This window comes from Caldanaerobacter subterraneus (genome assembly GCF_004345675.1).
GTDB lineage: Bacteria > Bacillota > Thermoanaerobacteria > Thermoanaerobacterales > Thermoanaerobacteraceae > Thermoanaerobacter > Thermoanaerobacter subterraneus.
The window spans coordinates 1-25,195 of record NZ_SLWU01000002.1 but is presented as its reverse complement, the minus strand read 5'-3'; the positions used below and the strand labels follow the sequence as shown (position 1 = coordinate 25,195).

At 35.9% G+C, this 25,195-nt stretch carries 16 protein-coding genes and 8 pseudogenes; 2 read left to right on the top strand and 22 right to left on the bottom strand.

Features of this window, described 5'->3' with window-relative positions:
• Window positions 1-6 precede the first annotated feature (6 nt).
• The 3 genes from EV203_RS00840 to EV203_RS00830 all read right to left on the bottom strand — a co-directional run bounded on the left by EV203_RS00840 (window position 7) and on the right by EV203_RS00830 (window position 1,603).
• Window positions 7-402: a CoA-binding protein gene (locus tag EV203_RS00840; protein WP_132038885.1), complete on the bottom strand. Its 396-nt coding sequence runs from the start codon at window positions 400-402 to the stop codon at window positions 7-9.
• A 32-nt stretch (window positions 403-434) separates the two neighbouring features.
• On the bottom strand, window positions 435-1,082 hold the full coding sequence (locus EV203_RS00835; protein ID WP_022587765.1) for a YigZ family protein: 648 nt from the start codon (window positions 1,080-1,082) through the stop codon (window positions 435-437).
• 92 nt (window positions 1,083-1,174) lie between these two features.
• The gene (locus tag EV203_RS00830) at window positions 1,175-1,603 is read right to left on the bottom strand and encodes an NUDIX hydrolase (protein WP_022587764.1); all 429 of its coding nucleotides are present in this window, start codon (window positions 1,601-1,603) and stop codon (window positions 1,175-1,177) included.
• 194 nt (window positions 1,604-1,797) lie between these two features.
• Between EV203_RS00830 and EV203_RS00825 the strand changes: the two genes are divergently transcribed.
• Window positions 1,798-2,280 carry a DUF3189 family protein gene (locus EV203_RS00825; protein ID WP_022587762.1) on the top strand — a complete coding sequence of 161 codons (483 nt, stop codon included), beginning with the start codon at window positions 1,798-1,800 and terminating at the stop codon, window positions 2,278-2,280.
• On the opposite strand, the gene hflX is transcribed toward EV203_RS00825, so the two are convergent.
• The 4 genes and pseudogenes from hflX to EV203_RS14390 all read right to left on the bottom strand — a co-directional run.
• On the bottom strand, window positions 2,270-3,505 hold the full coding sequence (hflX, locus tag EV203_RS00820; RefSeq protein ID WP_132038950.1) for a GTPase HflX: 1,236 nt from the start codon (window positions 3,503-3,505) through the stop codon (window positions 2,270-2,272). The genes EV203_RS00825 and hflX overlap by 11 nt on opposite strands.
• A gap of 96 nt (window positions 3,506-3,601) precedes the next feature.
• A pseudogene (locus tag EV203_RS14400) lies at window positions 3,602-4,222 on the bottom strand (SpoIID/LytB domain-containing protein); the annotation flags it as partial.
• Between the two features lie 354 nt (window positions 4,223-4,576).
• Window positions 4,577-4,696: pseudogene (locus tag EV203_RS14395) on the bottom strand (stage II sporulation protein D); the annotation flags it as partial.
• A 69-nt stretch (window positions 4,697-4,765) separates the two neighbouring features.
• Window positions 4,766-5,848: pseudogene (locus EV203_RS14390) on the bottom strand (peptidoglycan-binding domain-containing protein); the annotation flags it as partial.
• Between the two features lie 290 nt (window positions 5,849-6,138).
• On the opposite strand from EV203_RS14390, the gene EV203_RS00810 reads away from it, so the two are divergent.
• The gene (locus EV203_RS00810) at window positions 6,139-8,217 is read left to right on the top strand and encodes a phospholipase D-like domain-containing protein (RefSeq protein WP_132038883.1); all 2,079 of its coding nucleotides are present in this window, start codon (window positions 6,139-6,141) and stop codon (window positions 8,215-8,217) included.
• 126 nt (window positions 8,218-8,343) lie between these two features.
• On the opposite strand, the gene EV203_RS00805 is transcribed toward EV203_RS00810, so the two are convergent.
• From EV203_RS00805 to EV203_RS00730, 15 genes and pseudogenes are all read right to left on the bottom strand, one after another.
• The gene (locus EV203_RS00805; RefSeq protein WP_132038882.1) at window positions 8,344-9,651 is read right to left on the bottom strand and encodes a histone deacetylase family protein; all 1,308 of its coding nucleotides are present in this window, start codon (window positions 9,649-9,651) and stop codon (window positions 8,344-8,346) included.
• An 18-nt stretch (window positions 9,652-9,669) separates the two neighbouring features.
• Window positions 9,670-11,328 carry a hydantoinase/oxoprolinase family protein gene (locus tag EV203_RS00800; protein WP_243700548.1) on the bottom strand — a complete coding sequence of 553 codons (1,659 nt, stop codon included), beginning with the start codon at window positions 11,326-11,328 and terminating at the stop codon, window positions 9,670-9,672.
• Window positions 11,329-11,512: 184 nt separating this feature from the next.
• Entirely contained in the window at window positions 11,513-11,839 is a 327-nt protein-coding gene (locus EV203_RS13655) for a UPF0236 family protein (protein WP_243700546.1), read from the bottom strand.
• A 727-nt stretch (window positions 11,840-12,566) separates the two neighbouring features.
• A complete protein-coding gene (locus EV203_RS00790; protein WP_132038880.1) occupies window positions 12,567-13,433 on the bottom strand; it encodes a DUF1002 domain-containing protein in 867 nt (288 codons plus the stop codon).
• Window positions 13,434-13,575: 142 nt separating this feature from the next.
• Window positions 13,576-15,011, bottom strand: a pseudogene (locus EV203_RS00785) (IS200/IS605 family accessory protein TnpB-related protein).
• Window positions 14,992-15,585: an IS607 family transposase gene (locus tag EV203_RS00780; protein WP_132038879.1), complete on the bottom strand. Its 594-nt coding sequence runs from the start codon at window positions 15,583-15,585 to the stop codon at window positions 14,992-14,994. The pseudogene EV203_RS00785 and the gene EV203_RS00780 overlap by 20 nt, the downstream one beginning before the upstream one ends.
• Window positions 15,586-15,953: 368 nt before the next feature.
• Window positions 15,954-17,576: an acyl-CoA dehydratase activase gene (locus EV203_RS00770; RefSeq protein ID WP_132038878.1), complete on the bottom strand. Its 1,623-nt coding sequence runs from the start codon at window positions 17,574-17,576 to the stop codon at window positions 15,954-15,956.
• Window positions 17,577-17,598: 22 nt separating this feature from the next.
• On the bottom strand, window positions 17,599-18,849 hold the full coding sequence (locus tag EV203_RS00765) for a 2-hydroxyacyl-CoA dehydratase subunit D (protein WP_132038877.1): 1,251 nt from the start codon (window positions 18,847-18,849) through the stop codon (window positions 17,599-17,601).
• A 226-nt stretch (window positions 18,850-19,075) separates the two neighbouring features.
• Window positions 19,076-19,216 carry a hypothetical protein gene (locus EV203_RS13650; protein ID WP_022587753.1) on the bottom strand — a complete coding sequence of 47 codons (141 nt, stop codon included), beginning with the start codon at window positions 19,214-19,216 and terminating at the stop codon, window positions 19,076-19,078.
• Window positions 19,217-19,387: 171 nt separating this feature from the next.
• A pseudogene (locus EV203_RS00755) lies at window positions 19,388-19,626 on the bottom strand (RsmG family class I SAM-dependent methyltransferase); the annotation flags it as partial.
• Window positions 19,627-19,757: 131 nt separating this feature from the next.
• Window positions 19,758-21,195, bottom strand: a pseudogene (locus EV203_RS00750) (IS200/IS605 family accessory protein TnpB-related protein).
• Entirely contained in the window at window positions 21,176-21,769 is a 594-nt protein-coding gene (locus tag EV203_RS00745; protein ID WP_011025462.1) for an IS607 family transposase, read from the bottom strand. The pseudogene EV203_RS00750 and the gene EV203_RS00745 overlap by 20 nt, the downstream one beginning before the upstream one ends.
• Before the next feature lie 116 nt (window positions 21,770-21,885).
• Complete coding sequence (mnmG, locus tag EV203_RS00740; RefSeq protein ID WP_011025458.1) at window positions 21,886-23,787, bottom strand: tRNA uridine-5-carboxymethylaminomethyl(34) synthesis enzyme MnmG; 1,902 nt, start codon at window positions 23,785-23,787, stop codon at window positions 21,886-21,888.
• A gap of 9 nt (window positions 23,788-23,796) precedes the next feature.
• Window positions 23,797-24,901, bottom strand: a pseudogene (gene mnmE, locus EV203_RS00735) (tRNA uridine-5-carboxymethylaminomethyl(34) synthesis GTPase MnmE); the annotation flags it as partial.
• A gap of 139 nt (window positions 24,902-25,040) precedes the next feature.
• Window positions 25,041-25,195 (bottom strand): annotated as a pseudogene (locus EV203_RS00730) (IS200/IS605 family accessory protein TnpB-related protein); the annotation flags it as partial.

Below are 25,195 nucleotides of genomic sequence, written 5' to 3'. Positions count from 1 at the left end.
CCCCTCTTATTTTCTCTTGTCAGTTTCTAACATCACGCAAGTATTGTGTATAACCTTTAATCCTAGATCTTTAGCCTTTTCAATCAATTCTTCACTTTCAGATCCCGGCTGAAACCATATAAATTCTACTCCTAACTTAGCAGCCTCTTCTACGTATTTTTCTCCTCTTGTAGGTGGAACAACCATATCCACGACCTCTGGAACTACAGGTAAACTAGAAAGAGAATCATAACACTTGTCTCCATCTACTTCTTCAAACTTAGGATTTACAGGATAAGCAGTATATCCATTTAATTTGAGGGTTTTATAAATCTGAAAACCGTACTTTGTCTCGCGAGGAAGCGCACCTACAACTGCCCATACTTTTCTCTTCATAGCGTCCTCTACATAGTCCCAATCCATTTTCAATACCTCCTAACCTTCTCCATCTCCCCTTACAAAATGTATTTTCCATCCTTTTTAAAAAGGTACACATCTTCTTTTACTCTTATATCGCAGCGACTGGCAGTCAAGTCAGTGATAAAATTCTTAAACTCTGAAACTTTCTCTTCTACGACAGGCAATGTAATAATAACCTTATCCGCATAAGAGATATCCTTTATCAAATAATCTCTTCTTAAAAGTTCATTCTGAATTTTCCCAAGCAGATTATAATCAAAAGTGAGTTCAATCTCCTTAGCCGGAATCTTTTCTACTATTCCCGCCGCATCGATCCCCATCTTAGCTGCTTTTGTGTATGCCCTGACTAAACCACCTGCTCCCAACAATATTCCTCCAAAATATCTTGTAACCACAACAACTACATTCTTCAGTTCCTGTTTTTTTATCACGTTTAAGACAGGCATACCAGCTGTTCCCGAAGGCTCACCATCGTCGCTAAACCGCTGTATTTCATCATTTTCCCCTACTACGTAGGCGTACACATTGTGCGTAGCAAGTCTGTGTTCAGCCCTTATTTTCTCTATAAATTTTATAGCCTCCTCCTCAGAGGCTACAGGACTTGCATGCCCTATAAATTTTGACTTTTTTATCTCAACTTCTGCAACTCCGTATCCAAGAAGAGTCTTATAAATTTTGCCCAAATTAACACCCCGTTTGTCATTATACCAAATTATAGCCAAAAAATAAAGCCGTTGCCGGCTTTAAAAATCAAAGTCCTTCCTATTTTACAACCTTAAGCCAGCGCTTTTGTGAGAGTTTTGTATTTAAAGTAAGAAACGTTTACAAGCGATTTATCTTGACTGTAGGTAATCATCTCCAATGCCTTGTCTATGGGGAAAAATCCTCCATCAACAAAGCCGTCCTCCTTGCTTATATTAAATTCCTCTTCACTCGTCGTCATGAGATACCAGGTGATTTTATTAAAGACGGGACGCTGACGGGTTACAGAATAGAACTCATAGCTGGTCTCACCAGCAGTAGAAAGGACTTCAACTGACTTAAGACCTGTTTCAGCACACACTCTCCTTATGGCCACGTCAATGGGGAGTTCATTATTTCTAATGACCCCTTTGGGTAACACCCATTCCCCCTTTTCATTTTTGAGGATAAATACACTGTCTCCTTTGAATACAACTCCTCCAGCGCACTCTCTTATTAACATTTTCAAGCCCCCTAAAACATTTTCTTTTATTATAATATTCTTTAAAAACTCTCAAATTCCTGCTTAATTTTTAATTTTATTTTTATTTTTCCACCGGTCACCATAATTATACATTTAAAATTACTTTTTTCCAGTATAAAAAAGCAAAAATCACAGACAATAAGTACTGCAAGAGAAAGGAAGGAGAGTTTTATATGCACATAATCTATCACTGTTATGGAGGCACACATACTTCTGTCATAGCAGCTTATATCCACACAGGTCAACTGCCCGAAGACAAGACCCCATCTAGAGAGCAGATAGAAGGCATACCTCTTTTTGATAAATTAAACGGACAAAACGACCCAGGTCATATAGTCTTAATTGGAACTGACGAATACGGCAATAATGTATACTCCATGGGAGTAAAAAATGCAAAAAAGCTCATAGAACCAGCTTTAAAAGACCTATACTACCATCTTTTTAACACCAACGAAGGTCTTTTATTAGTAGACACAACTGCCGCTACAAATTGGTTGATGAAAATTGGAGGATTCCTCTCAATCGCACTAAAATTTCCTGTGCTGGGAAGGCCTCTTGTAACTTACGGAACACAAAAATCTTACAAAAAAATTGTACAAATAGTAAAAAACGTTAAAGCACAGGAAAAAGCAGAATACAACGCCATCAAGAGATAATAAAATTCCTAAGCCTTTCTTTTATCTCACCCGTAACCTCAGCTTTTACTGATATCCCTTTTTCATCAAATTTTTCCTCAATCACCTTCCCTCTCTCTTTTAAATAATTATACTCTCTCGTTTTTTCGTAGGGGAATAAAAAACTCACCACCTCTGTCTCTTTAAAAAGCTCTCTTTCAATAGCCTCTAAAAGCCTGTCAAGCCCTATTTTATTTTTTGCAGATATGTAAATATCTCTGTTATTCCCTGAAGGTACAATTTCTAAAAGGTCTATCTTGTTATAGACATTTATCCTGGGAGTTTCAATTGCTCCCAAATCAGAAAGCACCTTCTCCACAACTTTTATCTTTTCTTCCATGTCAGGAGATGTTACATCAATCACATGCAGCAGCAAATCCGCATACTTCACTTCTTCCAAGGTAGATTTAAAGGCCTCCACCAGATCATGCGGAAGTTTTCTTATAAACCCAACTGTATCGGTCAAAATGGCTTCTCTGCCTGAAGGAAGTACAAGCTTTCTAGCAGTTGGATCTAATGTGGCAAATAATTTATCTTCCACATAAGCATCAGCACCTGTCAAAGCATTTAACAAAGTCGATTTTCCTGCATTGGTGTAACCCACAATTGCCACAACGGGAATTTGATTTTTCTTTCTTCTTTGCCTCTGCAAATTTCTATGTTTCTCTAATTCTTCTAACTTCTCCTCTATAGCCTTTATCCTATTCCTGATATGTCTTCTATCAACTTCTAATTTTGTCTCCCCCGGCCCTCTTGTCCCTATTCCTCCTCCCAGCCTGGAAAGCTGCCCTCCTAAGCCTACAAGTCTTGGCAAACGATATTTTAGCTGAGCCAACTCTACTTGAAGCATTCCCTCTTTTGAGCGAGCTCTTTTGGCAAATATATCCAATATGAGGTTAGTTCTATCTACGATTTTGACGCCTAAAGCATCCTCAAGATTTTTTATCTGGGTCCCTGTGAGTTCGTCATTTACAATCACCAAATCAGCCTGCTGATTCTCCACAAACATCTTCAATTCTTCCAGTTTGCCTTTGCCAATGTAATGAGCCTTGTTTATCCCCTTCTTTTTTTGGGTCAGTATCCCAATCACTTCAGCTCCGGCAGTCACTGCAAGCTCTTTTAATTCATTAAGCGTTTCTTCATCCTCAGGAGAAGAAATAATAGCGACTAAAATAGCTCTTTCCTTATCTCTTGTAAGTTCTTCCATACAATCACCAACCCAAAGTTTTGTAATTATAATATATTCTATCTTTTGCAAAAAAGCAACTTATATAAAAAACCTCCTCTTCGGAGGCTCCTTGACTTAATTCTGAATCACAATATCAAAATACTCTGAAGCAAAAAGCTTCTGCCCTGCTGCATCTTCAATAGCCTTCCTAAAATCATCATTTCCTACCGTGATAATTCCTTTGGTCCCTGTGATTTTAATCTCCACAGGTCTGTCAAACATCTTCTTAGTAATCTCAACATTTAAAACAGCGCCAATTTGAGGATATGCTTTTTCTATTTGACTTCTAGAAATGCTCACATTCCACCAATAAGTAGCGTATTTAGAAGTATCATAAGGGTCAGGTTTGCCCTTCAAATACGGAACATCTTTTTTCCAGGCAAAAAATGAATCTACTGTATAGCCCCCTGCAGAAGCGCTGTAAACAGTATCCGCCAATTTTCCGCCGTATGTAACTACCTCCCCTTTTGTAGACTCAATCAGCTGGTCAATCTTGGGGTCAGCAATAGAAATACCCTTGTAAACTTGCGAAAGAGTTGTGTCGTAAACGTCAAAAATATTCTCATCTTTTATCCTCACTAAGGCATAAGTTCTAGCTGCAAGAATTTGAGCTTTTAACGCCTCTTCAGGCCAAGAAGGCGACATCTCTGCTGGCACTACTCCCCTCAAATACTCCTCAATCGGAAGCACATTTATTAAGTCCAAACCAGAAGGGATAGAGTTTGGATTTGGATATATCCTAAATTCTCCCTCATAAGGCCTTGCCTTGTTAACGTAAAATAGCACCCCATCGTTAGTAGGTACAATTTTGACCATATCTACTGAAGTTCTTATTTCAGGAGATTGTGAATTTGCAATTAAAATATTGCCATCTAGGTAATTTATAGAAGTTACAGAATCAGGCAAAAAAGTCTCCTGTTTTTCAATTATCTGACCTGTGCTATCGTCCTTTACTTTGTATATGACATTGTATGGCTGACTGCTTGTAATCTTTATATCCTGACTTGTAACATCCAAGCTAATTTTTACTTTCACATTGACATTGGAAGTGTCTACCTTATTTATATCCACTCCTGTGTAATAGTATTTTATTATCTCGTCATACTTAAATCCCTGTTCTGCCATCCCCTTTGCGCCAAACTGCGTCATTCCAACACCGTGGCCATATCCGCCTTTCCCTTGAACATAAAATCCCTTGACCGCCTTCACTTGCGCATCCACTTCTAACAGTTTTTTTAACGTGTCGACATCCGCAATTCCCGTAGGATTTAAAGAATAATACTGTTGGAAAGATCTTACTGCATTTGAAGTGACATCGTCATATGTACCAGTTACATCTCCATCATAATATTTAAGTTCTGAAAGCATTCCTTGCAATAGCTTCACATCATCTCCCTGGAGTCCTCCCTTTAATTCCCTTGTAAAAGGAGTAGGAAATTGTATCTGGTCTTCTTTTTGATTTTGGGGATTATCTCTATTTACATCTCCTCTGGAAGGAAGTGTCACATTCAACCTCGAAATAAGTGCCTGCCATGTCATAGGACCTACTATCCCGTCTGCCTCAAGATTTGCTGACTTCTGAAAATTTATAACTGCCTGTCTCGTCTTTCCACCAAATATTCCATCAGGGACACCAGCATCAAATCCCAATTTATTCAGATACTGCTGTAAAAGCTTCACTTCTTCTCCTATCATTCCGTATTTCAATACCTTATTGAAAATAGCATTTCCATCTCCATTAGAAATACCTTTTCCACTTCCATTAGAGCTAGAGGGCAATGTCGTCTGAACCTCTTCCCTTTTTTCATCTCCTCTTGAAGGAGAAGGGGCATTAACTTTTTGCAATAACACTTTTTGAGTTGCGGGCCCTACAATTCCATCTGCCACTAATCCATTCGCCTTCTGAAATTGCACCACAGCATTTTGAGTCTTAAAACCAAATATGCCATCAGGTGTCCCTACATCAAAGCCCAGCTTGTTTAAAATACTCTGCAGAAACTTTACATCCTCTCCCTGCATCCCATATCTCAATGTCCTTGAAAATGTAGCTTGTGCGACTGTTTGAGTAGCTGATGAATTAGATGTATTAGAAGTTTGAGGAGGACTACTTACATTTTTACCAGAAAAAGCATTCAGTTTTTCCAAAAGAACTTTCTCTGTAGAAGGTCCGTATATTCCATCAGGCACCAAATTAGAATCCTTCTGGAATTTTATAAGAGCATTTAAAGTAGCCGGTCCAAAATAGTCTGTAGGAGTAGAAGTTACGAAGTATCCCAGTCTATTCAAATTTTCCTGAAGCTTTCTCACCTCAGGAGATCTCATCCCATACTTCAGTATTGTAGCAGCATAAGCATTATTAGCCATAGATAATACCAAGGAGGAAGAGAGCAAGAAAACTGCTACTTTTTTCTTTTCCATCACAATTTCTCCTCTCTTTAATGAACTCTTCGATTAGAATATTCGACATTTTTCTTCTGTATTTTAATAATTCTACAACAAAAGCCTAAATCCTTCTTTTCTTGTAGAATTTCCAAATATTTTTTAAAAAATTGAGCAATTATCTCAAAATTATGATAAAATAGACTGTGAAGCAAAGGTTAGGGGGTATCTTAATGGCAGAACAGATGACTTTAGATATAGGCTCCGTAAAGGGAAAGGAAAGCACCCTTTTTATAGTGCTCAACGGTGAACAAGCAAATCTATCGATTGAGGAAATTTTTGATTCCCATAGATTTAAAAAGTTTATGGCAATTTCATACGTTTCCTCCCCCAAGTTCTTCGCTAAAGTTGTAAAAGGATTTGAAGAAGTAGAATTTATACTCGGCATTGATTCAGCAGAACAGGCAATAAATTTTAACAGCGTTTATTCCCTTTTAATAGATGTAAATAAAAGAATTGACTTCATCAAAGAATTTGATGCTGAGTTGCAAACCAAAGTCTCGGAAGATAAAGTAAAAATAAGGTATTGCAATACTAATTTGCCAATACATACAAAGCTTTATCTTTTAGAAAATCCTGATACTGGCAATACTCGCGTGATAATAGGATCTGCCAATCTCACTGAAAGAGCCTTTAGTGGAGAAAAACAGTATGAAAACATAGCAATATTTGATAACCAGCCTGAGATTTTTAAAATATATTTAGAGTGGTTTAAGAAGCTTTTTTCAAATAGCTTTGACTTTGTACCAGAGGAGATAAAGAAAAAGATAAAGCAGGAAAAAGCCCAAACAATTGTATTGGATAAAGAAGAAAAAGCAAATATAGTTACCAATGAAATCGCAAGAAACCTTTACCACATCGTTCCTCTTTCTCAAGAAATTTTTGAAGAATGGAAGGCATCCCCTCAGAATATCCAGTATCAAGCTGAACTTCAGGCAAATGAAGTAAGGCAAAAGACCCAAATCATCGCCGCAATCACAAAAAAAGATGGAAAAGTCTATAGACTTAAACCCCCTCAAGAGATAAGAAAAATGAATATAGTAGTAGATACTCTGGTGTCAAACTCACTAAAAGAAGACCAATTGCAAGTTTGCCAAAAGTTAATATATTGGGACAAAAATGACCTAATCTATATTGTATCAGAAGACAATAAAACAGCAGAATTTTCCCAAAAAGCTGAAAAAGACGAAATCAAAACTCACATTTCTTTAATAACAGAATTTGTTGAAGCTTATAGAAAATTCACCGTTACAAAAGAAGATAAACACCTGGGGAAAGTTATGGAAGCTATACTTTACGCCTTTATGTCTGTCTATTTGTGGAAGATTAGAGAAGATTTAGTTATACAATATGGAGGAGAGAGTTACAGAGCCAATGTGCCTATTTTCTTAGTCCTCGGAGGAAGGGCTTATTCTGGAAAAACCACTGCCTTAGAAATAATAGGAATGCTTTTAGGAAACTACCCACCCTATTTCATCTCATACGACACCATAAGAAAAGGAAATGTAGCAGACAGAGAACTTTTAGAAGGATTTTTTGGCAGTGAATATCTGGCCCCAATTTTAGTTGATGAAATGCCAATTTCCTTTTTTACAGGTAGAACTGGTGAAAATATCATAAAAAATGTAAGTAACAATGCGAAAGGCAAGCATCCTGTAATGATCTGCACTACTAATATGAACGAATTCAATGTACCCCAGCAAATCTTAAGAAGAATTTACTATTTGCAGATAGATAGCGAGTTTGACAAAAGATACAATTTAGAATCACAGGAGCATCTCACTAAAATTAGAAGAGGAATAAATAGTACCCTTTTCAAAGATTTTACTTATAGAATGGGAGAACTAATACGAGAGGGAGAACCTCTGTATTTGCGAAATGATTACCTATACGCGGCTAGAAAAATTTTTGAAGAATACTACAGAGAATGCAAAATGGACCTCCCCGAATGGTTCCCCAAAAAGCCTTTTAACGACTACGAAGAGAGAGGAAAAAGATGGTGGCAGGAAAAATATAAACATCACAAAGAACTCTTTCAAATAAGGCCTGATGGCACAATCTACGTAGAAATAAACGAGCTTTTCAAAGATCCTAAAGAAAAAGACTTCGCTCTAAATATGCTGGGCCCCGGCTGCATAAACGAATCCAGCCATATCCTTATACTAAACGAAAAAGAATTTTTTGAATACATCGGAGAAAAGAAAAAGCTAAATCCTGTCATAAGGTTGATAAAAGGATTAGTAAAATCTTGAAAAAAGCGCCCATAATCTCCTTGGGCGCTTTTTGAGTTAATTTTTAGCGCTTTTATTGATTTTTTTAGTCTTTGAACTTTTTTGAGACTTATTATTACAATAATATACTAACACCAGATAGTGTTTTTATTTAGAATAATATTCGTCATTTACTCTATCTTGTAAATACACATTTGTATAATGAGAAGAAGCATTTTTATACAGTTTGTATCCTTCATCAATACAATTAGGGCAGGCATCTCTAGGAATAGTTATAGCAAATATATGATATCCTCTATCACTTTTTGACTCAATTGTATTTACTCCAGAGCACTTGTTACATATTTTAAAATTTTGAACTTGTGTTTCTAATATACCATCTGTATCATAATACACTCGTCTAGGTCTTTTTACATAATTCACATCTTTAAATTCTTTTAATCGCAAGTCATCTTTATTTTTCCAGCGGTTATATACTATTTCTGACAATTTTTTGATATATTCTGTAATATCTTTTGGCTGTTTTAATTTCTCTTCATCATAATCTGGTTCACGCACTCTAGAGTAGTCAATACCTGCCATAGCTAATATTATTCCCAAATTAACATAAGGCAAAGCTCCTTCAATAGAATAGCCTCCTTCAAGAACTGCAACATCAGGATTTAGTCGTTCGTTTAATTTTGCATATCCTTGAGCTGTAAAGTTCATATTGGTAAGCGGGTCTGTATAATGGTTGTCTTGGCCAGCAGAGTTTATTATTATATCAGGTTTATATTCCTCTAAAATAGGTATTACCACATTATCTAATACGTATAGAAAACCTTCTTCTCCTGTTCCAGGAGGTAAGGGGATATTTATATTGTACCCATAAGCAGCTGGGCCTCCAAATTCTTCTATAAATCCTGTTCCAGGATAGAGAGTTCTTCCGTCTTGATGGAGAGAAATAAACAAAGTATCTTTGTCGTTCCAATAGATATCTTGAGTGCCATCACCGTGGTGACAGTCTGTATCTACAATGGCGACTCTTAAATTTCCATATTCTTGCCTTATTCTTTCTAGCATTACTGCTTCCACATTGATTATACAAAAACCTCTGTCTCCATAAACTACTCTCTGAGCATGATGCCCTGGGGGACGAACTAAAGCAAAGGCTTTATCTACTTCTTTTTCCATCACTGCTTGAAGGGCTTTAATAGCTCCACCGGCGGATATGAGGTGAGATTGAGTAACTACAGATTTTACATCTGGCACTACAAAATGTACTCTGTTAATATCTTTTTCTTCAGCAATAATTGGATTATAAAATTTAACTCCTTCAATGTCTTCAATTCCTTCTTCAAAAATTTGATCTTGAGTATAAAGGAGTCTTTCTTCTCTTTCTGGATGAGTAGGACTAATAGCCCAGTCAAAAGCAGGAAAGAATACAATGCCCAATCTATTTTTAGCTTTAATCATTCTCATTCACCTCTCAATTTATTGGATAAGTCCTGGTTTTACCTGAGCTTTAATTCGCATGTTCTTTCCGATAGTATAAAATCCTCTTACCATATTGAAGCTACTTTCTTCTACTATTTCAGCTTCTATTTCCTCAATAGAAGCGCCCAGAGATAGAGCAGATTTTTTGACTAATTCTAAAGCTTTTTCTTTTGCTTTATCAAGAGTATAATTTCCACTTATTTTTTCATATAATCCTAATTCAGGTACAGAAAGTGTTTTTTTAGAAGTATCAACGAACATTGTAATTTCGGTAGTTGGTCGTGCTAAAGCTGCACCTATAGCGTTGGCTACAGAATAGTTTTTAGGGTAATAGCAAGGTAAATTAAACTTTTCTTCAAGTACAGGGGCTAATACTTTAGAAGGACCACCAATTATATTTATCAGCTTAGGTTTAATTTTTTTCCCGTACAATAATTCTTTTACAGTATAAACGGGACGGCTATTTATTTCATGTAAAAGTTCATCTACTTTATTTTTAATAATATCTCCCATAGTGCTGAGAATTAATTTTGCCATATCTTTTGCTGATAAATTTAACTCTCTTCCCAATAAAGTCATTGCTTCATAAGCTTTTTTAACATTATCGTGAGTGAGGCGAAATGCATTTTCATCTATCAACTCTAAGGTTATCATGGCATCTGTAGGAGTAGGTTTGGGACCACCAAAAGCGTAAGGCACTCCTTCTCTTTGGGGGCCTATTTTTATCCTGCCATTTCTAACACAAATACTACTATCTCCACCTAAACCTATGGAAACACTATAAATTGCTCTTATTAAAGTTTTATATTTACCTATTCTTATTCCCCACGGTTCAAATAAAGGAACTCCATCGGCAAGGAAAAATATGTCTGTAGTAGTACCTCCAATATCTAGTAATATTGCATCTTCATTGGTAGGAAGCATAGCATTAATTCCCATAAGGCTGGCAGCAGGACCAGATAGGATAGTTTCTACTGGTTTTTTCTCTGCTGTAGAGATATTCATAGTGCCGCCGTCGGCTTTTAATATAAATACTGGTGCATTTATTCCTTCTTTTTCTAGGGATTTTTTAATATTATTTAAAAATTCATTAAAAATACTGTGCACTGCTGAATTTAAATAAGAAGTATACACTCTGCGAGGGAAATTTAACTTGCCTGATATAGTATGTCCCATGGTAACAAAAGAGTTGGGTATTTCATTTTCCAAAATTTCTTTTATTTTTATTTCAATGCTAGGATTTCTAATAGAAAATTTAGTGACTACAGCATAAGCTTTAATATTTTTTTCTTTGAATAATTTAATGGCATTTTCTATTTCAAACAAATTAAAATCTTTAATTATTTCACCTCTGTGATCAATATATCCAGATATAAATACGTTTTCATCACCGCAGGCTAAAAAATCATAAGGCAAACCTGGACCAGGTTGAATAATCATTCCTACAGGAGAAAGTTTATTTTCAACTATGGCGTTGGTAGATACAGTGGTGCTTAAATTTATCCTTTCTATTTTAGTGTTATCATATCCTGAAAGCAGTTCTTTAAGGGCAGTCCAGATGGAGTTAAATAAATTCTCTCTATTTGTAGGTTTTTTTATGGTTTTTATAATCTTGCCTTTTTCTACGATAACTCCGTCTATATTAGTTCCTCCCATATCAAGGCCGATGATCAATTAAAAACCTCCTTTCTTTGGAATAATAATATCACGCCATTTTATATTTTAATGTTTTTTGTATTTTGTATTCTCCCAGAGAAAATTTTTCCGTCTCTTGCCTTCATTATACTATACATTTACTTATCCATGCAATAAAAGATGTTTTAAAGTCCGTATCAAGATTTTATGAGGTAAAATTTTTATAGCCGACCTCACCGCTAATAACCTTTAAAACGTATTTTATCCATGACTTGCTCGCAAATGGGCCTTCCAGTATCGGTAACGAAACTTTTAACCATTCTTCTATGTCTTCTTCCGTGTACTTTCTTTTTTCCTTCTGCTTTGCTCTAAATCCCACTACTTCCCACACTCTTTTGCCTCGGTCCTCCATCAACTTTTTATCCATCTCCTCTGCTGCCCACTCAAGAAGTTGTCTTGATACTTTTTGTGTAAGTTCATGTATCCTTCTCTCCAATTCATAAACATCTTTACTCTCCCTTATTATTTTCATTAAGCCTTGAACAAAAAGCAGGATTATACCCACTTGTGTCGAACATCTAATAACATATTAGACCTCACCTTTTCTATGTTTTGATTTTTGATTTTTCCCCGGTGAGGTCTTTTTTCAACATCATCTATACCTCATTTTCCTGCTTTGTTACTGCTGAAATTTTACACTATCTTACATTTATTTTGCTTTCCCCATAACAAGGGGTAATATAAACTTGCGGAACAGTAACAAAATTTGCACTATTGTATATGGACGTAAGGGCTGTATTGCCATCCCCATAAAGATCCAGTCAAAATAGCAGTACACGCTGTATTCTCTAAGCCAATTTTTATATTTAAGTATAATCTATAAACCACAGTGCCTTTAAGCATATCTTTCAAAACTCTTAAAATTTCAAAAAAATCCACTTTTCTTACATCAAACAGTGGAAGTCTAGGCTTTTTTGTAGAGACTCTCTCTCTTTTCTATCCTTCACTTCTGGCAAAATTTATCCTTAAAACCTTTATCCAAATCTTTTTAGCTTCTGAATCCACTTACAATTTAAAGTTCAGCAATTTTACAAAAAATATATTAGTTTTTATTTTCAGGGAAATAACTTCTTCATCTTTTTTGGTTTCAAGCTTAATTCTAAGAGGTGAAAAATATATTAAAAAGCTAAAAAATAAAAAATAGGGAAAGGAAACATAAGATATTTCATTATTTCACCTCAATACAGTTTAACTTCCCTTTACCTAAATAGTGAAAAGAGCCAATCCAAAAAACCCTGAATAGCCTTTAAAATCTTTTGTAATATGCCTTTATTTTCTTCAACTGTTTTTTTTATCTTCTCCACATCTGCACCGATTTTTTCTAATTGCTTTTTTACTGTTTCAATATCTAAATTAAGCTGATTTATTTTTTTCATAAGCTGAACAATTTGAGATATTTGGTCTTCTGTTAGGTTAATATTGAGCTTACTGGCAACTTCCTTTATCACATTGGCAATTTCATTTTCATTCGTCAACCTCTTCTCAATTACTTCTTTTTTCACTTTTTCAAGAAGTTCAGCTGCCTTCTCTTCACCCACTTTTTCTGCTAATTTACCCGTAATCACTAACTCCTCATTAGCAGTCTTTTTCGCCTCTTCACTTAACTTTTTACCTGTGGCTTCCTCAAATGCTTTCATTATTCCGGTAAGGGCTGCGGTTCCTGATACCTTAAAAGGAGCAGCTACCACAACCCTTGCATCTTTAATTCCTGCAGTTATCATTGCATTTGCGTACATTTCTTTAGAAACCCATGTTATGTTGTGGGTATCAACTAAAATTCCTTCCCCTTCCGGTAATAGCTGCAAATAAGCAGAAGAAATAGCACGAGTCCCTATTTCCCTACCTGGCACTAAACCTTCTAAATATTTCCTCTCCTCTTCATTTGTGACTTTTATAATTTTTACTTGCTTGCCCTCAACACCAAAATATTTTAACATTTCCTGTTGTTGAGAAGGCGTAAGATCTGAACCTAAAGTTACTATTTCTCTTTCAGTGGCATAGATAGGATTAATTAAAGCAAGTGTAGAAAAAAGTATTATTAAGAACAAGCTTACTACTTTTCTCATACCCTGGTTACCCAAACTGTACAAAACTGTACAGTTTAGATAGCTGGGGTATTTGTAGTCCGCCCTTCAGACTTTCCCAGCCCCAGCAGGCGGTATTTGGGAAAGCCATAGCCCCTGCCTCAAGAAGCAGGAACTTGCGCCCTTACGGGTCTCTCCACTTACCCTGAATTAGTAATCCTTTCAGGGTAGAGAAGTCTCTTTTTACCTTCTCAGGAGAGAGTGGAGTCACCACCGCTACCTTGAGAACTCGCCAGAAATCATAGGCACTAAAACTTGTTCCATCCAGAGGTTCTAGCACCCTTCCTGGCTTGCTCTCAAGGCTTTGTAAAATTTCTATTGCTTTATTTATTTCTTTTAAGTGTTTTTTCTTCAACTGCTTGTTTCTGACTGTTTTCTTTACAGCTCTTTTAATTCTTCTAATTCATCTACAGTCAATGCGTTGAGAAACTTTATATAATTATCTGGTATCTTTTCTTGCAGTCCTAATCCTCTTCTTGCTATTACATAGGCTGCTGCTACATCTTTTGTTATCATGTACTGCGGTGCATATTTTAACATCCCCATTATTGAGGTGTAAGAAGGATTGACTTCTATTACTTCTATCCCTTCTCGTTTTGCTAAAACTTTTATCTTTTTTAAAAGTGATTTATAGCTAAAATTGTGTCTTATTCTTCTTGATTTTCTTCCTGAAAAGTCTCCTCTTTTACCTTTGTCTTTTATTTCTAATTCTTCAATTACAATTGCTTTTCCTTTTTCTTTTGCTATTTTTACTATTTCATGAGCATACTGCCATCTGAAATATTCTCTTTTGTTTTTATTTCCGCTTGCAAGCTCTGGCATTGGCATACTCCCATAGCTTATTAGATTCCCCTTTTCATCTGTTTCTGCCCATGATATGTTGTCTGGATATGCATTGGCGTCTATACCTATAACTCCTTTGTCCTTTGTTATCTTTATTTCTGGATATTTTTCTTCAATAGCAAAATAGGCGTATATGCTGCCATTTTTGAGTTTTAGCTCCACAGAGTATGGTATATTTGATTTGGAGATTTCTTGAAGCATCTCTCCTCTGTTTTTATTCTTCTTCCATCCCGCCTGTATCTTTGTATATACATACTTTCTTTCTCCTACATTTATCCTTAAGAAAGTACCATTTTCATTTACTTCTATTCTTGTGTTGAGATTTCCTTTTTTGCTTTTATCCCCTCTTGAATATAGATTTCCTTTTCTCTTCTCCTGCCACCTAATTTTTAATTTTTCATATGCTTTACCATTTAAATGATGTTTTTGAAGTTTTCTAAACAGTTTTTTTCCGCCAAAAATGACTTTTCTTGGACTTTTACCTAGTTCTTTCGCAGATTCCAGTGTACTCCTTGCTTTCATTATTGCATCATCTACATACCTTGAGTTTAAATTGAATACCTGGGGTAACTTTCTTTTTAAATCTGCTCTTTTTTCTCCTTCTAAAAGTCTGTTATATGCAAATCTCATACAAGAAGACCATCTTCTCATTAAGTCTAATACTGTTTGTTTGTCTTCTTGATTTAGAAAAATGAGTTTAGCCTGGATTACTATCATGTTTTTTGCCACCCTTTTGTCCATAAATTCTTGCCGCAAAAGATGTTACTATTGCTATTAAGTCTTCTGCCAGTTCTTTATTTGCGTCTTCTTCGTTTTCTTTCCCGTTTAAAACTATAAGCTCTACCCCAAAGCTTTCCATGAAAAATTTAAGATATTCAAAGCCAAATCTCGCTAGTCTATCAGGATATTCTATTACAACTTTTTCAACTTCTCCTCTTTTTATCTTGTTCAAAAGCTTTAATAAGCCTCTTCCATTTTCATTTACTCCGCTTGCTATTTCGGATATGACTTCATACTGCCATCCTTGGGAATTAGCATACTCTTCAAGCCTTCTAATTTGATTCTTAAGATATTCTTCTTGTTTCTTTGTGGACACTCTTGCATACAAAACTACTTTAGGTTTTGGTTTTTCTTCCAGCATGCCTAATAACTTCTCTATATCTTCTTTTTTGTACCTTCTTCTTCCTTTTGGTGTTCTAATTGGGGTTATTAATCCTTCCTTTTCCCAGTTTATTAATGTAATTCTGCTTATATCATACAGCTCTTTAACCTTTTTTATAGTTAATAACATTCATCATCACCCAATTAAAATTATATCATTTTTTACTACTAATTTCAACTGTTTTGACCTCCCTATAGCGTCACTTTAATTTCAGGCAATTTTTTAAGGAAGTAATGCCAAAAATACTTTAAAAAGTCTTCTGTTGTAGAATATAGAATGAGTCTCCCTGGAAAAGAAGCCAGTTAAGTTTATATAATTGTGTAAAAAGGGGTTGAGCCATTCCTCACCTTCTGGTTAGAGTAGAAATAGAAACGAACCAAAAACCTAACTAAAAGTTCGTATTCTAACCATAGGGATTCTACGCAAAAATTTGGACTTGATCAAATTTTAAAAATTCAATCTCTATAAATACATGAGTAAAGCCTATAGTGATACCCTCATTTACCTTCAAGTGAAATTAGCGCTGCTCCAAGCGCTCCGATAATCTGAGGTTCAAATGGAATTATAAGTTTTTCGCCCAGCCTGCTTTCGATGGCATAAACTACTCCCTGATTTTTGGCAACGCCCCCTGTCATCATGTATTTTCCTTTTCTCCCTATTCTGTCGACCAGGGAAATAGCTTTTGAAGCAACGGCTTTATTGAGGGCATGTATTATATCCCTTTGATCCTTATTTTGCGCAATAAGAGATATTACTTCTGATTCTGCAAATACAGTACACATACTGGTAATCGTGATATTTTCTTTTACTTCCTTATGCACTTTTGCCATTTCTTCTATTGAAATGCCTAATGTTCTCGCCATTACTTCAAGAAACCGACCTGTCCCTGCTGAACATTTGTCATTCATTACAAAATCAATGACATTGCCGCTGTCATCTAACCTTATCACTTTGCTATCCTGTCCGCCTATATCTATAACAGTTCTAACAGTATTGTCTATAAAAAACGCGCCTTTTCCGTGACAGGTAATTTCAGTTACAATTCTATCTGCAAAGGGAATGCTTACTCTTCCATACCCTGTTGCTACTATTGATGTAATATCCTTTTCTTGAAGTCCTGCATTTTTTAAAGCAATTTCAAAAGCTTTAAAAGCACTTTCTAGAGCTTTAGGACCTGTTGGAATAATAGAATATGATATTATGTTTTTGTTTTCGTCGATTATGACTACATTTGTAGAAGTAGAGCCACTATCCACTCCTACAAAATACCCTTTCTTGGCTTTCTGTTTTTCCATCTTTTTAATACCGGTTGATTCCAAAAAAGCATCTATTCTTGTTAAAATCTGTCCGCTATTTGAATCGTTATAGTCAGTTTCAATTTTTAAAAGTGGGAGGTCTGCTTTGCTTTTGAGCTCAGCATACTCATAGGAATAAAAATCACAGAACTTTATGGTGTTGTATATTATCCCCTTGAATTCTTTATTGATTAACTTGCTTCGATCTTCTGCCATTCTCATACAAGGTGTTAAATTAAGAAGCGATTCCGCGTAGCTTTTTAATAAATTATCTTTTGCTTCGATATTGAATACTCTTTCTTCACCTGTGCAGGTAAAATTTATTACCTTTGCTGTACAAGAATTTCTGATTTTTTCTATAACATCATCTTTAAGCCTCGCACCTAATATAGCAATGCTTTCAGCAGATTGTTTTTCTTTATTAAAAGACTTGCTTTCTAGAATTTTTAGCAAATTCTCTTCAGCAAAATTCTTGTTTTTAAAGGCCTGATACGCTTCTATAAATTCAATTATTTCATTGTAAAAAAGATCTATTGCGAGAGGATCTTTTTTTCTAGGCAGGTCCAGAAGATGGATAAATTTTACTTTATCTTTTAATACATCATAAAGCCTTTTTATACTATCACAACACGCAGTTAATATAACCTCTTCAATATTATTTTCAATTATATTTTCCAAAACCCCTTTTGCAAAACTGCACATATTTGAATGAATCAGTGCTTCAGCACGCTCATGAGACTTATATCCTGACTCAAGTCTTACCGGTTCTTCTCCAAAGGCTTCGATTATTTCTACAGGTGTGTATTTACAAATGTACCCTATCAATTTTTCACCTCCAGAAAGATTGCTAAAGCATTTCAAGAAAGGCTTCGAGCCTTGTCCTATTCTGTCCCTCTTGATTATTTCTTTTGTCTACACAATCCCCATCTAAATAAAGAAATGGAATACCCAATTCTGAAGCAAGATTTTTAATTATAAACGTTCCACCCATCGACTGTTTACAGCCCAAATGACAAAACTGTATAATGCCGTCCGGTTTTATTTTTTCTATCAGTTCTTTGATTCTTGCAACTCTTCTATTTATTTCACCATTAAAAGAGTTTAAGATAAGCTTTTCAGCAATTCCCTTGAAAGGGTCGTTTTCATCAATTTCATCAAGAAAATCATAATTTAAGTCACTACCAGCAATGTGAAATTTATCGCTGAAGTTAAAGTAATCTTTAAAATTTTTCTCAAATATAGGAAGAAGGTGTATAAAAAATATGTTTTTTCCACTTCTTTCAGGAGCTCTTTTTATATCCTCCACTAACATCTCATAAAAATGTAATACTTCCTTGCTTCCAATGAATACATGGGATGCAAAGAGCATATACATTTCAAAGGTCATAGTAGGTATAAATCTTTTTTCTCCCGCATAATTTAAATATTCTCTCATAAGTGCTCTTGTTTTATTTTCCGTTTTTACAACTTCCCTCAATTTATCAATATCAAGCTTTCTATTAAAAATTTCCCCAAGCTTTTCCGCCACTTCCAAAAGCTGTTTTTTTACATACATTACGGCGTTTTTAGAATATTTGTAGGGAATATCAATAATGTACAGTGGAACCCCGTGTTTTTTTGAAAGATACTTGAAAGTAGGTATATTCGCATCACAGATCATAGAAGTAGTCATCATAAATTTAGGTTTTTTGAGAATATTAAGCTCACTGGCTCCTATAAAAGTTTTATGGTAACTGCATAAAGTATTTGACATGCCTCTCGATTCGGCAGTATCAATAAGATAATCTTCAATGAAGAAGCCTGACATGAAAGAAGAATATGCTTCAATAAATAAGGGTTTTATGTCCATGGCAATCAAAAATTCAGAGGGTGCAAAGAGGTTTACCCAAGCAGAATTTTGAGGATTTGCTAGAGAGTCTTTTATGCTTTTTATACAGTATTTATTTAGGTAATGAAGAGATTTGGGAATCCTCCTGTCTTTGAAAAAGCTCACATAATAATAAGCAGTGGTAAGACCAAGGTTTATCAGCTTATTTACTTTTTCCGGACTGTCCATATTCTCTTTTATAATATTGGCATAAATCTTTACTGTATCCATTTTATCACTGCCCCGTAAACTCTTCTTTTTTGATCTTTTAATTAATGTTACCACATTTTTATAAAATTTTGTAGCCGCGTCAAATACAAAAGTGCGTGTCAAGATTTTGTAAGTAAAAATTTTTGTAGCCGACCTCACCGCTAATAACTTTTAAAAACGCATCTTATCCATGGCTTACTCACAAATGGACCTTCCAGTATCGGTAATGAAACTCTTAACCACTCTCCTATGTCTTCTTCTTTGTATTTTCTTTTTTCTCCTGTTGCACTGGCTGTATTATCTTTTTTATTTCATCCCCGACCTCACTTTCCTTTGTTTTGATTTTTAATTTTTCCCCAGTGAGGTCTTTTTTATATCTATACCTCATTTTCCTGCTTCGTTACCTACTGAAATTTTACACTATCAGACTTAAGATAAAAAATAAAGCGCCTACCAAATTTAAAAAATAAGCGCTCATACTACAAAGGCTTTGTCCTTATGACTTTTTCTCTTCGAGAATACTTTGGAGACAGAACATCAACTTTTTTACTACAATCAAATGGACTATGTCAACATCCTTAAAAAAGAGCGTTTTTGAAACGACATTCAAAAAATTGACTTTCTTCTTAGATGCTTCAAGAAGAGAGTAAGTCTAATTTCAGGAAAAACTATTTTTAAAGGAATTCCCGGAAATCCAGCTCCTGTCCCTGTATCTATAACCTTTTCTTGGCGTTTTATCTTATTATATCTTACCAAAGATAAACTGCCTAAAAAATGTTTTATCACTACCTGGTTATCTAAACTGTACAAAAGTGTACAGTTTAGACAGCTGGGGTATTTGTAGTCCGCCCTTCAGGCTTTCCCCATCCCCAGCAGGCGGTATTTGGGAAAGCCATAGCCCCTGCCCCAAGAAGCAGGAACTCACGCCCTTACGGGTCTCCCCACTTGCCCCGAATGTAATACACCCTTCAGGGCAGAGACATCTCTTAATACCCTCTCAGGGGAGAGTGGCGTTACCACCGCTACCTTGAGAACTTGCCAGAAATCATGGGCACTAAAACTTGTTCCATCCAGAGGTTCTAGCACCCTTCCTGGCTCACTCTCAAGGCTTTGTATCATTTTTATTGCTTTTCTTATCTCCTTTAAATGTTTTTTCTTTAAATGCTTATTTTTAACTGTTTTTTCTACATGGTCTTCTAATTCTTCTAATTCTTTTGTAGTTAATTTGTTGAGAAACTTTATGTAATTATCCGGTATCTTTTCTTGCAGTCCCAATCCTTTTCTAGCTATTACATAGGCTGCTGCCACATCTTTTGTTATCATGTACTGCGGTGCATATTTTAACATGCCTATTATTGATGTATAAGCAGGATTAACTTCTATAACTTCTATTCCTTCTCGTTTTGCTAAAACTTTTATCTTTTTTAAAAGTGATTTGTAGCTAAAGTTATGCCTTATCCTTCTTGATTTTCTCCCTGAAAAGTCTCCTCTTTTACCTTTGTCTTTTATTTCTAATTCTTCAATTACAATTGCTTTTCCTTTTTCTTTTGCTATTTTTACTATTTCATGAGCATACTGCCATCTGAAATATTCTCTTTTGTTTTTATTTCCGCTTGCAAGCTCTGGCATTGGTATACTGCCATAGCTTATTAGATTCCCCTTTTCATCTGTCTCTGCCCATGATATGTTGTCTGGATATGCATTGGTGTCTATACCTATAACTCCTTTGTCTTTTTTTATCATTATTTCCGGATACTCTTCTTCAATAGTAAAATAAGCGTATATGCTGCCATTTTTAAGTTTTAGCTCTACGGAGTATGGTATATTCGATTTGGAAATTCCCTGCAGGATCTCTTCCTTGTTTTTATTCTTCTTCCATCCTGCCTGTATTCTTGCATATACATATTTTCTTTCTCCTACATTTATCCTTAAGAAAGTGCCATTCTCATTTATTTCCATCCTTGTATTGAGATTTCCTTTTTTGCTTTTATCCCCTCTTGAATAAAGGTTTCCTTTTCTCTTCTCCTGCCACCTAATTTTTAATTTTTCATATGCTTTTCCATTTATATGGCGTTTTTGGAGTTTTTTAAACAGCTTTTTTCCACCAAAAATGACTTTCTTTGGGCTTCTTCCTAATTCACTGGCAGATTCTAATATGCTTCTTGCTTTCATTATTGCGTCATCTACATATCTCGAGTTTAAATCAAACATTTCTTGAAGGTTTCTTTTTAATGTGTTTCTATCATAACCTTCTAAAAGTCTTTTGTATGCAAATCTCATGCATGAAGACCATCTTCTCATTAAGTCTAATACTATTTGTTTGTCTTCTTGACTTAAAAACACAAGTTCAGCCTGTATTACTACCATGTTTTTTACCGCCTTTTTGTCCGTAAATTCTTGCCGCAAAAGATGTTACTATTGCTATTAAGTCCTCTGCTAGTTCCTTATTTGCATCTTCCTCGTTTTCTTTTCCGTTTAAAACTATAAGTTCCACCCCAAAGCTTTCCATGAAAAATTTGAGATATTCAAAGCCAAATCTCGCTAGTCTATCAGGATATTCTATTACAACTTTTTCAACTTCCCCTCTTTTGATTTTGTTTAGAAGCTTTAATAAACCTCTCCTGTTTTCATTTACCCCACTTGCTATTTCGGATATAACTTCATACTGCCACCCTTGAGAATTAGCATACTCTTCAAGCCTTCTAATTTGATTCTTAAGATATTCTTCCTGTTTCTTTGTGGACACTCTTGCATACAAAACTACTTTAGGTTTCGGTTTTTCTTCCAGCATGCCTAATAACTTCTCTATATCTTCTTTTTTGTACCTTCTTCTTCCTTTTGGTGTTCTAACTGGGGTTATTAATCCTTCCTTTTCCCAGTTTATTAATGTAATTCTGCTTATATCATACAGCTCTTTAACCTTTTTTATAGTTAATAACATTTATCATCACCTAATTAAAATTATATCATTTTTTGCTATTAATTTCAACTGTTTTAACCTCCTCTTCCTCAGTACTCGCCGCCAAGTTCATCTTTTGATTCCATTTCAATAGCATTTCAACTGATTCTGGATTCATTGGACTTCTTTTTTCTCATCTGTTGTAAATATATTAAAAGTACAGAAATATCTGCAGGTGAAACTCCTGAAATACGGGATGCCTGTCCAACAGAAGTAGGTCTTATCTTTGACAGTTTTTCTTTAGCTTCATTGCTGAGTCCACTGATCTGGTAGTAATCTATGTCCTCTGGAATTTTTTTATTCTCCATCGCCTTAAACTGTTCCACTTGTCTCAACTGCTTCAAAATATACCCTTCATATTTTATGTTTATGTCGATTTGCTCTGCAACGCTATCTAAAATGTCATCGGGTCTATCTGGATCTAAAAATTTAGTAGATTTGTAGTCAACTTCGGGTCTCTTCAATAAAGTGTACAGGTCTACACCCGAAACTAAAGGAGTGCTTCCTCTGGAAATTAAAAAGTTGTTGACTTCTTCTGTCGGCCTCACCATGACTGTGGAAAGCCTTCTCATCTCTTTTTCTAACTGTATTTTCTTCCTCAAAAATTTCTCATACCTTTCTTCTGTCACAAGCCCTATTTCTTTTCCTATCTCAGTCAATCTAAAATCTGCATTGTCCTGTCTTAATAACAATCTGTATTCTGCCCTTGAGGTTAGCATTCTGTAGGGTTCATTTGTACCTTTTGTGACTAAGTCATCAATGAGAATGCCTATATAGGCTTGAGAGCGGTCCAAAACTACAGGAGGTTTGTTTAAAATTTTCATGGCAGCGTTTATTCCTGCCATCAACCCTTGAGCCGCCGCCTCTTCATATCCAGATGTCCCATTTACTTGACCAGCAAAATAAAGGCCCTCTATCCACTTAGACTCTAAAGTAGCTTTTAATTGAGTTGGGTCTATGCAGTCATACTCTATGGCATAAGCAGGTCTCATTACCCTCACATTTTCAAGCCCTGGAACTGTCCTCAAAAATTCTAACTGGACATCCTCAGGAAGGCTGGAGGACATTCCCTGCACGTACATTTCATAGGTATCCCTGCCTTCTGGCTCAATAAAAATCTGATGTCTTTCTCTGTGAGGAAACTTCACAACTTTATCTTCAATGGAGGGACAATACCTGACTCCAACTCCCGTTATGGCCCCCGTAAAAAGAGGAGCTCTGTGAATGTTATCTCTTATTATTTTGTGAGTCTTCTCATTGGTATAAGTGAGCCAGCAGGGCATTTGTTCAATTTCTATTTTATCGTGCATGAAAGAAAAGGGAGTTATAACCTCATCTCCCGGCTGTATTTCCATCTTAGAAAAGTCAATACTTCTCTTGTCCACTCTTGGAGGAGTCCCTGTCTTAAATCTCATCAATTTAAATCCCAATCTTTTTAAAGCCTCAGATAACTCGCTTGCCGGGAAAAGACCGCTGGGACCACTTTCAAAGTCCACTTCTCCAATTATCACTCTTCCTTTTAGGAAAGTACCTGTAGTTATAATGCAGGCTTTACATTTGTAAATGGCACCTAATTTTGTAACAACCCCCGTAACTTTATTGTCTTCCACCAATATGTCCACAATCTCTGCCTGCTTAATATCGAGATTTTCCTGCCTTTCAAGGGTGTGTTTCATATTCATCTGATAAAGCTTTTTGTCAACCTGGGCCCTTAAAGAGCGAACAGCCGGCCCTTTACTGGTATTTAATGTCCTCATCTGCAAAAGAGACTTGTCAGTGTTTATGGCCATCTGGCCTCCCAAAGCGTCAATTTCCCTCACTAGCTGAGCCTTTGCAGGACCTCCAATGGAAGGATTACAGGCCATGAGAGCTATCGCATCCAGATTTGTGGCAAACCCCACAGTACTAAGTCCAAGTCTAGCAGAGGCCAAGGCAGCTTCACTGCCAGCATGTCCCAAACCAACTACACAAACATCGTATTCTCCAGCAACAAACCTCATAAACACCACCTACTTTCCTACACAAAATCTCTCAAAGATTTGGTCTATTACATCCTCTGTAGCTGTCTCACCGGTGATTTTTCCAATTTCATTCAATGCGCTGTTTAAATCAATTGTGATGAGGTCCTCACTGTAGCCTTTTTCAATGGCTTCTACCACGCTTTCCATGTATTTTTTGGCATTTATGAGAGCCTCTTTATGCCTTGCATTGGTAATTATTTCTTCATTCCCTATTGTAACATTTCCTTTAAATACTAAATTATAAATGGTTTCTTCTAATTTTTCCAACCCAATTTTTTAACAGTAGAAACCTCTACTATTATACCATCTTTGGTAAGATTTTTTAATTCTTCTTCAGCAATTTTTTTTGGCAGGTCAATCTTATTGAGAACAAAGATAATATTTTTCCGGTCAAAATATCAAAAATCTCATAATCTTCTTTTGAAAGTTCTCTAGAGGCATCAATTACAAATAAAACTAAATCCGCCGCCCCTAGAACTTCCTTACTCCTTTCAACTCCTATTTTTTCCACCAACTCATCAGTGTCTCTAATCCCCGCTGTGTCAATTAGTCTTATAGGGATCCCCTTCACATTTAGATACTCCTCGATGATGTCCCTTGTAGTGCTGGGAATATCTGTCACAATCGCCCTATTTTCTTTTAAAAGGGCATTTAGAAGTGAAGACTTCCCTACATTAGGCTTGCCAATAATAGCTGTTTTAAGCCCTTCTCTTATTATTCTTCCACTTTCGGCAGAAGCAATTAATTTTTCTATCTCTTTCAATATCTCTTTAGCACTTTCTAACATCTGCCACCTTTCCAGCTTATCCACATCATCTTCAGGAAAATCGATTAAAGCTAAAAGATGAGCAAGCAATTCCATCATTCTATCCTTTAATTTTCTCATCTTTTGTCCTAGGTATCCAGACAATTGCTTTTGGGCGTATTTGTTTGCCAGCATTGTCTTTGCAGTAATTATGTCAATTACCGCCTCTGCTTGGGAAAGGTCTATTCTTCCATTTAAAAAAGCCCTCTTAGTAAACTCCCCTGGCTCAGCCAAGCGAGCTCCCTGCTTTAACACCAATTCCAGAATTTTTGAGGTAACCACTATACCTGGTTACCCAAACTGTACAAAAATGCACAGTTTAGATAGCTGGGGTATTTGTAGTCCGCCCTTCAGGCTTTCCCCATCCCCAGCAGGCGGTATTTGGGAAAGCCATAGCCCCTGCCCCAAGAAGCAGGAACTCGCGCCCTTACGGGCCTCCCCACTTGCCCTGAATTAGTAACTCCTTCAGGACAGAGAAGTCTCTTTTTACCTTCTCAGGAGAGAGTGGAGTCACCACCGCTACCTTGAGAACTCGCCAGAAATCATAGGCACTAAAACTTGTTCCATCCAGAGGTTCTAGCA